The organism is Tepidimonas taiwanensis (assembly GCF_020162115.1).
Classification (GTDB): Bacteria; Pseudomonadota; Gammaproteobacteria; order Burkholderiales; family Burkholderiaceae_C; genus Tepidimonas; species Tepidimonas taiwanensis.
Genome location: NZ_CP083911.1, coordinates 2697408 through 2709499, shown reverse-complemented (window position 1 = coordinate 2709499; position 12092 = coordinate 2697408). Strand labels below are relative to the sequence as shown.

Sequence of the window (12092 nt, the reverse complement as noted above, 5' to 3'; positions counted from 1 at the left end):
TCCATGTCCAACACCGCCTCCCGCGGCGCGGCTGCGGCCGTCACCGAACACCGACACGATACCCCCGCGCAGCAGGCCCACGCTTTGGCCGACGCGGTGGCCGCGCAGCTGCAGCAAGCGCTGCGCGCCCGCGCCGTGGCCACACTGGCCGTCTCCGGCGGGCGCTCGCCCGTGGCATTTTTGCAGGCGCTGGCGCAACAGCCCCTGCCGTGGGAGCGGGTGCTCATCACGCTGGTGGATGAGCGCTGCCTGCCCGATGGGCACACCGAACGCAACGCCACGCTCGTTACGCAACACCTGCTCCACGCTGGCGCGCAGCGCGCCACGTGGATCGATTGGCTGGCTGGGCTACCCGATCCACAAACGGTGCCCGACGATGCGCTGCTGCAGTGGGCCGCCGAGCGCGGCGCAACACTGCCATGGCCGCTGGACGTCGTGGTGCTGGGCATGGGGGAGGACGGGCATACCGCTTCGTGGTTTGCGGACAGCCCCGGGCTGGACGTCGCGCTGCACGGATTGGCGCGATTGACCGTGACACACCCGCGCCACGCCCCCTATCGGCGCTTGACATTGACGCGCCGCGCCATCACCGAGGCCCGCCACCGCCACCTGGCGCTGGCGGGGGCCCGCAAGGGCAGCGTTTACGCACGAGCGCGGCTGGCCCCTACCGCGTCGTTGCCCGTTTCGCTGCTGTTGCACGACCCGCGCAGCCCGATCGACGTTTGGTTGGCCGACACGCAATCCTGACCGTATGACCACCGCCGCCCTACACCCGACGCTACAGCGGGTCACCGAACGCATCGTCGAGCGCAGCCGCACCACCCGCGCGACCTACCTCGACACCGTGGCTCGCAACCGCAAACCCGGCCCCTACCGCCAGGCCCTCGGCTGCGCCAACCTTGCCCACGCCTGGGCCGCGATGCCCGGTGAGGACAAGTTGCGGTTGCGCGAGATGCGCGTCCCCAACTTGGCCATCATCACCGCCTACAACGACATGCTCTCGGCACACCAGCCCTATGAGCACTACCCGCCCATGCTGCGCGAAGCCGCACGCCGCCGCGGGGCCACGGCCCAGGTTGCCGCGGGCGTCCCCGCCATGTGTGACGGCGTCACGCAAGGCTACGAGGGGATGGAGCTGTCGCTGTTTTCGCGCGACACCATTGCACTGGCCACCGCCGTGGGGCTGTCGCACGCCATGTTCGATGGCGTGCTGTTGTTGGGCATTTGCGACAAAATCGTGCCCGGCTTGCTCATGGGGGCGTTGGCCTTTGGTCACTTGCCCGCCGTTTTCGTGCCTTCCGGCCCCATGCCCTCGGGCCTGTCGAATGCCGACAAATCCCGCATTCGCCAACAATACGCCGAAGGCAAGGTGGGCCGCGACGCCCTGTTGGCAGCCGAAGAGGCGGCCTACCACGGCCCCGGTACCTGCACGTTTTACGGCACGGCCAACAGCAACCAGATGCTGCTGGAGCTGATGGGGCTGCAGCTGCCCGGTTCCTCGTTCGTGCCGCCCGGCACGCCGTTGCGCTCGGCGCTGACGGAGGCCGCTGTCGAGCAGGTGTTGCGGCTGCACCAACAGGGCCACACGCTGGCCAGCATGGTCGATGAGCGCGCGATCGTCAACGCCATGGTCGGCTTGCTGGCCACGGGCGGCTCGACCAACCATACCATCCACTGGGTGGCGGTTGCGCGCAGCGCCGGCATCCTCATCGACTGGGACGATTTTGCCGAGTTGTCCGCCGTGGTGCCGCTGCTGGCGCGTGTCTACCCCAACGGCAGCGCCGACGTCAATCAGTTCCACGCAGCGGGAGGCTTGGGCTTCGTGGTGCGCGAGTTGCTCGATGCCGGACTGCTGCACGAAGACGTTTTGACCATCGCCGCGGAGGGTTTGCGCGCCTACACCCGCGCCCCCGAGCTGCGCGACGGTCAGCTGCACTGGGCTGCGGTGCCCGCCGACAGCGGTGATGAAACCATCCTGCGCCCCGCCAGCCGCCCATTTGCCCCGGACGGCGGCCTCAAATGCCTGCGTGGCAACCTCGGGCGTGCCGTCGTCAAAACGTCGGCCGTCAAGCCCGAGCACTGGTATGTGCGAGCCCCGGCACGCGTTTTTCACGAGCAAAGCGAACTCATCGCCGCACACCAGCGCGGCGAATTGCAGCGCGACTTTGTCGCCGTCGTGCGCTTCCAGGGCCCGCGCGCCAACGGCATGCCCGAGCTGCACAAACTCACGCCCATCCTCGGGGCACTGCAAGACCAGGGGTTTCGCGTCGCGCTCGTCACCGACGGGCGCATGTCCGGGGCCTCTGGCAAAGTGCCCGCCGCGATCCACGTCAGCCCCGAGGCCGCCGACGGCGGACCGCTGGCGCGCGTGCGCGACGGCGACCTCATCGAACTGGACTGCCGCAGCGGCACTCTCAACGCACTGGTCGACGCGGCCGAGTGGCAAGCCCGCCCCACCGCCGCTTGGGATGGTGGCACCCACGCCGGCGGCTGTGGACGCGAGCTCTTTGCCCTCTTCCGTGCACATGCCACCCCGGCCGAAGCGGGTGCCAGTGCGCTGCAAAGTGTCTGGCCCCAGTCCTTCCCTTCCTCCACCACTGCACCATGACCGATATCGCTGCTCAAAAGGCTGCCACCCTGCCCGCCTTTCGCACGCGGGTGTTACCGGTGGTCGTCGTCGACGATGCAGACCATGCCGTCGATCTGGCCCGCGCCCTGTGGGCTGGTGGCATCGACGCCATCGAAGTAACGTTGCGCTCCGATGCTGCCCTGGCCGCCATCGAGCGCATCGCTCGCCACGCCCCGGAAGTGGTCGTCGGGGCCGGCACCGTGCTGTCTGCCCAACAGCTGCACCAAGCGCGCGACGCGGGTGCCCGATTCGCCCTCTCGCCGGGCTGTACACCCGCGCTGTTGCAGGCGGCCCTGAGCGCCCGGCTGCCATTCGTGCCCGGTGTGGCCACCCCCAGCGAAGCCATGCGGGCCGCCGAAGCGGGCTATTCCCTGCTCAAATTTTTCCCGGCCGAGTCGCTCGGCGGCCCCGACACCCTGCGCGCATGGGCGGGGCCGCTGCCGCACTTGCGCTGGTGCCCGACAGGCGGAATCACAGCCGCGCGTGTGGCAGACTATCTGGCGTTGCCCACCGTGGCCATGGTCGGAGGGTCGTGGCTGACGCCACGCAGCGCCCTGCAGGCCAAGGACTGGGGTGCCATCACCGCGCTGGCCCGTGATGCCGTGCAGCGCAGCGCCACGGGTGCCGCCGCGCCTCAGCCCTGACCGCCGCGGTCGCACGCGCGATGCGGTGCATCCCCAGCGTCGCGTGAAAGAGCCCAGCGCACCACCACAAGTCCCCACCTCTCACCAACCATGAACCCGCAGGCTTTTGTCGCCCCCACCGAACGCCGCGCTTGGAAGACCCTGCAAACCCTCGCGGCCCAACCCCAGCCGCACCTGCGCGAGTTACTCGCCAGCGGCGACGCGCTGCGCTCGGCCGCGCTGCAGTTCGAAGCGGCCGGCCTGACTTTGGACGCGACACGGCAGGGCGTCACACTGCCCGTGTGGCAAGCGCTGCTCGCCTTGGCCGAGGAAAGTGGGGTCCACGCACAGGCCAAGGCGATGTGGCGCGGCGACCCCATCAATGCGACGGAAAGGCGTGCCGTCTTGCACGTGGCCCTGCGCGGCAGCCACCGCGACGACAACCCATGGGAGCCCGCGATCACCGCAGCGGTGCGCGCCGAGCTGCAGCGCTTCCTCGACGCGGCCGAGCGGCTGCGCAGCGGACGCTGGCCCAACGACACCGAGACCACGCCCGTGCGGGACGTGGTCAACATTGGCATTGGCGGCTCCGACCTGGGCCCGCGCATGGCGGTGCAGGCCCTCGGTCCCGATCACCGTGGATCGGTGCGCGTGCACTTTGTCTCCAACCCGGACGCGTGGGCGTTGTATGAAATCTTGCGCGATCTCAACCCACGCGAGACGGCCTTCATCGTTCAGAGCAAGACATTCACCACGCAAGAGACCCTGACGCTTGCCGAGAGCGCACGGCGCTGGTTGGCCGATGGCGGGATAGCGGTGTCCGCGCAAGGCCCGCACTGGATGGCCGTGACGGCGAATCCCGAACGCGCACAACACTGGGGCGTCCCACCAGCGCAGATTTTTCGCTTCTGGGACTGGGTCGGCGGGCGCTACTCGTTGTGGAGCGCCATCGGGCTGCCGCTGGCCATCGCGATCGGTGCCGACGCGTTCCGACAATTGCTCGCGGGCGGACACGCCATGGACGAACATTTCCGGCACGCGCCGCCAGCGCACAACCTGCCGCTGGCGCTGGCGCTGCTGGGTATCTGGAACCGCAACTTCCTCGGCTGCCCGACACTGCTGCAATCGGTCTACAGCGCACGGCTGGCCGAATGGGCCCGTTTCGTGCAGCAAATGGACATGGAGTCCAACGGCAAGTCGGTGCACATCGACGGCCGCCCGGTCACGGTCGACACCGGCCCGATCGTCTGGGGTGGCCTGGGCATCGATGGCCAGCACGCCTATTTTCAGTTGCTGCACCAAGGCACCCACCGCGTACCCGTTGAATTCATCGGAGTGCGGGACATGGGCGCGCCCTTGCCGCTGGCCGCCGAACACCAGCGCGTGGTACACACCAACCTTTTGGCACAAGCGCAAGCGCTGGCCGAAGGGCGCGACGCTGACGCCACCGCGGCTGCGCTGCGCGCCGAAGGGCTAAATGAAGAGGACGTGGAGCGCCTCACCCCGCATCGAACGTACCGCGGCAACGTGCCCAGCAGCATCGTGTGGCTACCGCGGTTGGATCCGTTTCACTTGGGCGCGCTCATCGCGGCGTACGAGCACAAAGTGTTTTGCCAAGCCGCCATTTGGGGCGTACACGCGTACGACCAATGGGGGGTGGAGCTGGGCAAAACCTTGGTGCGCCGCCTGCAAGCGTAGCCGCACTCCACGCCGACCGCGCGCCCCGGCCATGCTCGATCGCATCCGCACTTGCCTGGCTGAGTTGCCACCCGCCGAACGGCGCGTGGCCCAGCTCGTGCTGGACGATCCACGCCGTTTCGCCCAACTGCCGGTGGGTGAACTGGCCCGTCTGGCTAACGTGAGCAAACCCACCGTTTTGCGGTTCTGCCGCCACCTCGGCTGCGAGGGACTGACCGACTTCAAATTCCGTCTGGCGGCGACCGTCGGCGATGGCGTACCCTATATCCACCGCAGCATCAGCGAAGACGATGACCTGCCCACCATCGCCCACAAAGTCGTCGACAACGCCGTTGCAGCGCTGCTGAAATTCCGCCACGAACTGTCAGATGCCGCCCTGGCGCAGGCGGTGGACGCGCTCGAGCATGCCTGGCGCGGCCAGCATCGCATCGAGCTCTATGGCGTGGGCAACTCTGGCGTCGTGGCCGAGGACGCGCAGCACAAGCTCTTTCGCCTGGGCGTCAACAGCCGCGCCTTCGCCGACGGACATTTGCAGCTGATGAGTGCGGCCCTGCTGCAGCCCGGCGATGTGGCGGTGATCTTTTCCAACTCGGGGCGCACGCGCGATTTGATCGATGCCACCGAGGTGGCGCGCCGCAACGGGGCCACGACCATTGCCGTCACCCGCACGCGCACCCCGCTGGCGCAAGTGGCCGCCATTGTGTTGGCCGCCGACCACAGTGAGCGCGATGATCAGGACATCCCCATGATCTCGCGCCTCATCCACTTGCAATACGTCGACATTTTGACGATCAACCTGGCGCTGCGCATGGGCACCCAGCGCGTGCAACCCCTGCTCAAAACCGTCAAAGCGCATCTGAGCAACAAGCGCTACCGGTAACGCGCGCTATCCAGCGCAGCCGCGGCACCGGCCAGCGCAGGCGATGGGTCGGCCACGATCAACCACACCGGGATCGCCGCCAGATACGCGGCAAAGCGCCCCTTGGCCTCGAAGCGCTCGCGAAACACTGCCTCATCAAAGGCATCCCCCAAGCGCTGCACCACCCCACCGCCGATATAGACACCCCCACGGGCCCCCAACGTCAAGGCCAGATTTCCAGCACACGACCCCAGCCAACCGCTGAACAGCTGCGCCGCCTCCCACGCACGCTCGTCTTGCCTTTGCTGCGCCAAGGCCACCACGGCCTGGGGGGTATCGGCCTGTGCGGTAACGCCGTCGGCCTCACACAACACGGTATAGAGGTCGCGCAGTCCAGGGCCACTGAGCACGCGCTCGGCCGACACATGGCCATAGCGACGTTGCAAGGCCCGCACCACGCACCACTCGCGCTCGGTGATCGCGGCCAGCGTCACATGGCCGCCCTCGCCCTCCAGCGGAATCCACCCGCCTTGGCCATCGGGAACCAAGCCCGACACCCCCAATCCGGTTCCCGGGCCGATGAGACCCACCGCCGCCCCCGCCACCGCCGGACCACCCCCCAGCGGCCGTAGCGCCGCGGCGGGCAACCCCGGCAGCGCCAACGCCAACGCGGTGAAGTCGTTGAGCACCAGCAGCCGCTGCAAACCCAGCGCCTGACGTAATTGCTCGATCGAAAACGACCAATGGTGATTGGTCATACACACCGCGTCCCCGCACACCGGGTTGGCGATGGCCACTGCAGCGTACAACGGGCGCGGCACCGCAGCACGCGCCACATACGCCTCGATGGCCGCCTGCAGACTGGGAAACTCCGCACAAGGCAACACCTGCACGTGCTCAATGGGTCCACCCGGCGCGCGTTGCCAACCAAACCGCGCGTTGGTACCGCCGACGTCCGCCAACAGGCGGGGCCCCTTTTCACATTGATGCATCGTCCTGACACCCCATGGCCAAAGCGCGCATGGTTTGGCGGATCTGCGCCCCGCTCACCGGCACGTCACCCCGCCCCGCCAGCGCATCGCGCAACTGCGCATAAAACATCCGATAGTCACCCGCGCAGCCCGGCACGGGCTGCGGGACGCTGGGGGCCGTCACGCCATCTGGCGACAACCACAGCTCGCCCGGACGCGCCAACCAACCCCACCCCGCTTCCCCCGGCCGCGCACCAGCCTTGAGCTGGGTCTCTTGCGGATCCCATTCATGGGCCACATAGCTGCCCAGCGTGCCGTGAATCACCCAGCGCGGCGCGGGACGGGCGCTGGCCATGCATGCTTGCAGGGTGACGCACAAGCCGTCGTAGTCCAGCGTGGCGACAAACCAGTCGTCCGCCACCGCACCGGGGCGCAGCCGCGCACGCTGCACGAACCAGCGGCGCGGCCAACCCCATTGCAGCAAGGCCTGATCCAGCAAGTGAGGAGCGAGGTCGTACCACAGGCCCGCCCCGGGCCCCGCCCCTTCGCGCCAGCGCGCACGCACTTGCGGGCGGTAGCGCTCCATGCGCCCCTCCACCCGCACGACGCGGCCCAAGCGGCCCTCGGCCAGCACAGTTTGCACGGCCAGCCAATCGGCATCCCAACGGCGGTTTTGAAACACCGTCAGCACCCGGCGCTGCGAGCGCGCCGCCTGCAACAGCGTCTCGGTTTGCGCCATGTCCAGCGCCAAGGGCTTGTCCACCACCACGTGCCGACCCGCCGACAACGCCTGCAACGCCAGCGCGGCGTGCGTCTCGTTGGGCGTGGCCACCACGACGATGGGCGCATCACAGCGCGACAAGGCCGTCGCCATATCCGGATAAACCGGCACGCCGGGCCAGTCGGCCCGAACCTTGTCAGGCTGGCGGCTGACCACGGCGGCCAGCGCCATGCCCGGCACCGACTGAATCAACGGAGCGTGTATCGTCGCGCCCGCATACCCGTAGCCCACGAGCAACACGCGCCAAGCATCGGCCACGACCATCCCTCCTCTTCAAAAGCGCCCGCGGTGCGACGAAACCGGACATAGATCATCCGCACGCCGGTCACCGCCAGCGTCTTCGCCGCCGCTTGGTCGTCAGTCCACCAACCGTTGGCCGCCGTTGCGGTCGAACAAGTGCACGTCGCCGGGCTGCCAGCCCACGTGAACGCGGTCGCCCTCACGGGCAGCGAGCAGTCCCGGCGTGCGCACCGTCAGCGTGCCCACCGGGGTCTCGACCATGGCGTACGTCTCGGGCCCCGTGGGCTCGATCAGCTGCAACACGCCCGGCAGCCCCGTCTCGCCCAGTGTCAGATGCTCCGGCCGGATACCGTAGAGCACCTCCGCCACGCCGCTGGCGTTGAGCGCCTGCTGCTGCGCCGCCGTCAACGGCAGCGACTGCCCGCGGGCCTGCAATCCGTCGGCAGCGCGCTGCGCCGCCACCATGTTCATGGCCGGCGAGCCAATGAACTCCGCGACGAATGTATTAGCCGGTCGGCTGTAGATGTCCGCCGGCGTGCCAAACTGCTGCACCACGCCGTCTTTCATCACGGCAATGCGGTCGCCCAACGTCATCGCCTCCACCTGGTCATGCGTGACGTAGACCGTGGTGGTGCGGGTGCGCTGATGCAGCTGCTTGATCTCGGCGCGCATCTCCACGCGCAGCTTGGCGTCGAGGTTGGACAGCGGCTCGTCGAACAAAAACAGCTTGGGGTTGCGCGCCAGCGCGCGGCCCATGGCGACACGCTGACGTTGCCCCCCAGAAAGCTGCCCCGGCTTGCGATCCAACAAGTGACCGATCTGTAACATCTGCGCGACGCGCTGCACCGCCGCGTCACGCTCTGCTTTGGGCACACGCCGAATCTCCAGCCCAAACGCGATGTTTTGCGCCACCGTCATGTTGGGATAGAGCGCGTAACTCTGGAACACCATCGCGATGTCCCGATCCTTGCTGGGCAGCCAGGTGACATCGCGGTCACCGATCCACACGCTACCCGACGTGGGGGTGTCTAGCCCCGCGATGATACTCAGCAGAGTGGACTTCCCGCAGCCGGAAGGCCCCACCAAAATCAGAAACTCACCCGCCTCGATCTCCAGGTCGATGCCTTTCAGAATATGCGTGTGTTGCTGATAGACCTTGTGAATGTTGCGGAGGGACAAAGCACCCATGGATGTCAACCTTTGATGGCACCGGCGGTGAGACCGCGCACGAAAAACTTACCAGCCACGACGTAGACGACCAACGTCGGCAGCGCAGCGATGAGCGCCGCCGCCATGTCGACGTGGTACTCCTTGACCGTGCTGGAGGTATTGGCGAGGTTGTTCAGCCCCACCGTAATCGGCTTGCTGTCTGCGCCCGAGAACACCACGCCGTAGAGAAAGTCGTTCCAGATCGCCGTGAACTGCCAGATCAGCGTGACCACGATGATCGGCGTCGACAGGGGCAGAACGATGCGAAAGAAAATCTGCCAGAACGACGCGCCATCGAGCTGCGCGGCCTTGACCAGCTCGTCCGGCAGGTTCACGTAATAGTTCCGGAAAAACAGCGTCGTGGTGGGCAGCCCCGCGACCACGTGCACCAGCACCAGCCCCCACAGCGAGCTGGCCAGCCCCAGCCAACCCAAAATCTGACTGGCCGGCAGCAACACCACTTGCATGGGCATGAACACGCCGAACAGCATCAGGGCAAACAGCGTGTCGGCCCCGCGGAACTTCCACTTCGTCAGCACGTAGCCGTTGATGGCCCCCAGCGCTGTGGAGATGAGCACGGCGGGGACCACCATCTGCACCGAGTTCCAGAAAAACGGCCGCAGCCCGTTGCAGTCCACACCCGTGCAAGCCTCGGACCAGGCCTTGTGCCACGCCGCGAGCGTCGGTGCCGTTGGCAGGCTCAACAGGTGGCCCTGACGGATCTGCTCGGCATCTTTGAGCGAAGTCACCACCATCACGTACAGCGGTGCCAAAAACCACGCTGCCCACACCAGCAGTAAGACCCAAATGAACAGTCTCGACCAACTCACCCGCGCGGTCATCGCTTGCTCCTGAGTTCCGAATACAGATATGGCACGACGATGGCTGCCACCGTGATCAGCATCACCATCGCGCTGGCGGCACCCAGACCGATCTGGCCACGGGTGAAGGCGTGCGTATACATGAACGTTGCAGGCAGGTCCGTCGCATAGCCCGGCCCACCGCCGGTGAGTGCCATCACCAAGTCGAACGACTTGATCGCCATGTGCGACACCACCATCAAGGTGCTGAAAAATACCGGGCGCAAGCTCGGCAAAATGATGCGCAAATAGATGGTGGGCAGACTCGCACCGTCGACCTGCGCGGCCTTGATGATTGCGTCATCGATCCCGCGCAGCGCCGCCAAAAACAGCGCCATCACAAAGCCCGCACTCTGCCAAACGCCCGCGATCACCACACAGTAAATGGCCCGGTCCGGATCGACCAGCCAATCGAAGCGAAACGACTCAAACCCCCACTGGTGCATGAGGTGCTCCAGCCCCAGCCCCGGGTTCAGAATCCATTTCCAAGCGGTACCGGTGACGATGAACGAAATCGCCATCGGGTACAAGTAAATCGTGCGTAGAACGCCTTCGCCACGGATTTTTTGATCCAGCAGCACCGCCAGCAAAATGCCCAGCGCCATCGCGCCGAAGATGAACAGCGAGCCAAAGACGCCCAGGTTGCGCATGGCCACATGAAAGCGCTCGTTCTCCCACAGCGCCTGGTATTGCGCCCAGCCCGCCCACTCGTACGTCGGCAACAGGCGCGAGGGCGTCAACGACAGGTAGCCGTTCCACACCATCAAGCCATAGATGAAAAACAGCGAGAGCGCAAAACTCGGGGCCACGACCAGCTTGGGCAGCCAGGCGGTGGCCGGGCGCGTCTGGGTTGTCATATCAGTCGGGAAAGAAAAAAGGCGAAAGTCTTCGCATTGCAAAAAAGGGGGGCCAAGCAAGCCCCCTGGTTGCCGAACACGGACACCGTGTCACACCCGGTGCCCGCAGACCCGAACGGGCCCAATCAGCGCGTCTTGGCTGCTCGTGCGAGACGTTCCTGCGCCTGCTGGACCGTCATGCGATCGTCGTTCCAGAACTGGCTGACCACGTCCTGCATCGCCCCCTGGGCGGCCGAGGGCACCGCCATGCCATGCGCGATCGACGGCACGAGGCCACCGCTCTTGGCCGTCTGCACGAAGTCTTTCGCGCTCAGCTTGGCGCAATCGTCGAACTTGGACAGATCCATGTTCAGCCGCACCGGGATCGAGCCCTTGTTGAGGTTGAACACCTCCTGGAACTGCGGCGACATGATGGCGGCGGCCAAGTCTTTTTGCGCCTTGATCTTGGACTCGTCACGCAGCTTGAACATCGCGAACGAGTCGACGTTGAAGGTGAATGCCTGGGCCGTGCCGGGCGCGTGCGTGCAGACAAAATCCTTGCCCGGCACCTTGCCCGCGGCCAAAAACTCACCTTTGGCCCAGTCGCCCATCAGCTGCATGCCCGCTTCGCCCTTGATGACCATCGCCGTGGCCAGGTTCCAGTCGCGACCCGGTGCATTCTTGTCGGTGTACCCCTTGATGCGGCGGAAAGTTTCCAGCACCTTGGTCATCGTTGGGCCTTTGATCGTCGCGTCGTCGAGCTGAACGAGCGCCTTCTTATAGAAGTCGCCTCCCCCGAGGCCCAGCGCAACACTTTCAAACGTCGTGAAGTCTTGCCAGTTCTGCCCTCCATGCGCCACGGGAATGATGCCGGCCTTCTTCAGCGCCTCGGCTGCCGCGAAAAATTCGTCCCAGTTGGTGGGCACCTTCGCGCCAGCCTTCTTGAATGCCTCGGGGTTGATCCACAACCAGTTGACGCGGTGGACATTGACGGGCACGGCGATATAGCTGCCCTTGTACTTCATCACATCGGCCACGACCTTGGGCAGCAGGCTGTCCCATTGGTTGGCCTTGGCCACGTCGTCGATGTTGGCCAGCACACCCTCTGCCGCCCACTCTTGCAGCGACGGCCCCTTGATTTGCGCAGCGGCAGGCGGGTTGCCCGAAACGACACGGGACTTGAGCACCGTCATCGCGTTGTCCCCGCCACCACCGGCCACCGCAAAATCCTTCCACGTGTGGCCTTGCGCTTGTAACTGCTGCTTCAGAGCAGCGGCGGCTTTGGCCTCGCCACCACTGGTCCACCAGTGCAGCACCTCCACCTCACCGGCTTGCACCCATCCGGCCGCAGTCACGGCCGCTGCGGCCAGCGCCACGCGGCGCAAC

11 protein-coding genes are annotated in these 12092 nt (G+C 66.4%); 5 read left to right on the top strand and 6 right to left on the bottom strand.

Annotated elements, in window-relative coordinates:
• The first annotated feature begins 3 nt into the window (after nt 1-3).
• The 5 genes from pgl to LCC91_RS12815 all read left to right on the top strand — a co-directional run bounded on the left by pgl (nt 4) and on the right by LCC91_RS12815 (nt 5830).
• Nucleotides 4-747, top strand: a complete 744-nt coding sequence (pgl, locus tag LCC91_RS12835; protein WP_052231509.1) for a 6-phosphogluconolactonase — start codon at nt 4-6, stop codon at nt 745-747.
• Between the two features lie 4 nt (nt 748-751).
• Complete coding sequence (gene edd, locus LCC91_RS12830) at nt 752-2608, top strand: phosphogluconate dehydratase (protein ID WP_052231508.1); 1857 nt, start codon at nt 752-754, stop codon at nt 2606-2608.
• A complete protein-coding gene (gene eda, locus LCC91_RS12825) occupies nt 2605-3273 on the top strand; it encodes a bifunctional 4-hydroxy-2-oxoglutarate aldolase/2-dehydro-3-deoxy-phosphogluconate aldolase (protein WP_052231507.1) in 669 nt (222 codons plus the stop codon). Before edd ends, eda begins: the two co-directional genes overlap by 4 nt.
• A gap of 90 nt (nt 3274-3363) precedes the next feature.
• Complete coding sequence (pgi, locus tag LCC91_RS12820) at nt 3364-4950, top strand: glucose-6-phosphate isomerase (RefSeq protein ID WP_143897704.1); 1587 nt, start codon at nt 3364-3366, stop codon at nt 4948-4950.
• Between the two features lie 31 nt (nt 4951-4981).
• Nucleotides 4982-5830 (top strand): MurR/RpiR family transcriptional regulator, encoded by an 849-nt coding sequence (locus LCC91_RS12815; RefSeq protein WP_058616787.1) that lies wholly within the window; start codon nt 4982-4984, stop codon nt 5828-5830.
• Here LCC91_RS12815 and glk read toward each other — a convergent pair.
• The 6 genes from glk to LCC91_RS12785 all read right to left on the bottom strand — a co-directional run bounded on the left by glk (nt 5821) and on the right by LCC91_RS12785 (nt 12091).
• Nucleotides 5821-6801: a glucokinase gene (gene glk, locus LCC91_RS12810; RefSeq protein WP_143897702.1), complete on the bottom strand. Its 981-nt coding sequence runs from the start codon at nt 6799-6801 to the stop codon at nt 5821-5823. The two genes, LCC91_RS12815 and glk, sit on opposite strands and share 10 nt — an antisense overlap.
• Nucleotides 6788-7819 carry an oxidoreductase gene (locus LCC91_RS12805; protein ID WP_058615885.1) on the bottom strand — a complete coding sequence of 344 codons (1032 nt, stop codon included), beginning with the start codon at nt 7817-7819 and terminating at the stop codon, nt 6788-6790. The genes glk and LCC91_RS12805 overlap by 14 nt, the downstream gene beginning before the upstream one ends.
• Before the next feature lie 99 nt (nt 7820-7918).
• The gene (locus tag LCC91_RS12800) at nt 7919-8989 is read right to left on the bottom strand and encodes an ABC transporter ATP-binding protein (RefSeq protein ID WP_058615880.1); all 1071 of its coding nucleotides are present in this window, start codon (nt 8987-8989) and stop codon (nt 7919-7921) included.
• Between the two features lie 5 nt (nt 8990-8994).
• Complete coding sequence (locus LCC91_RS12795) at nt 8995-9852, bottom strand: carbohydrate ABC transporter permease (RefSeq protein ID WP_058615879.1); 858 nt, start codon at nt 9850-9852, stop codon at nt 8995-8997.
• A complete protein-coding gene (locus tag LCC91_RS12790) occupies nt 9849-10727 on the bottom strand; it encodes a carbohydrate ABC transporter permease (protein ID WP_043700262.1) in 879 nt (292 codons plus the stop codon). The genes LCC91_RS12795 and LCC91_RS12790 overlap by 4 nt, the downstream gene beginning before the upstream one ends.
• A 125-nt stretch (nt 10728-10852) precedes the next feature.
• Nucleotides 10853-12091 carry an ABC transporter substrate-binding protein gene (locus tag LCC91_RS12785; protein ID WP_224441088.1) on the bottom strand — a complete coding sequence of 413 codons (1239 nt, stop codon included), beginning with the start codon at nt 12089-12091 and terminating at the stop codon, nt 10853-10855.
• Nucleotide 12092 lies beyond the last annotated feature (1 nt).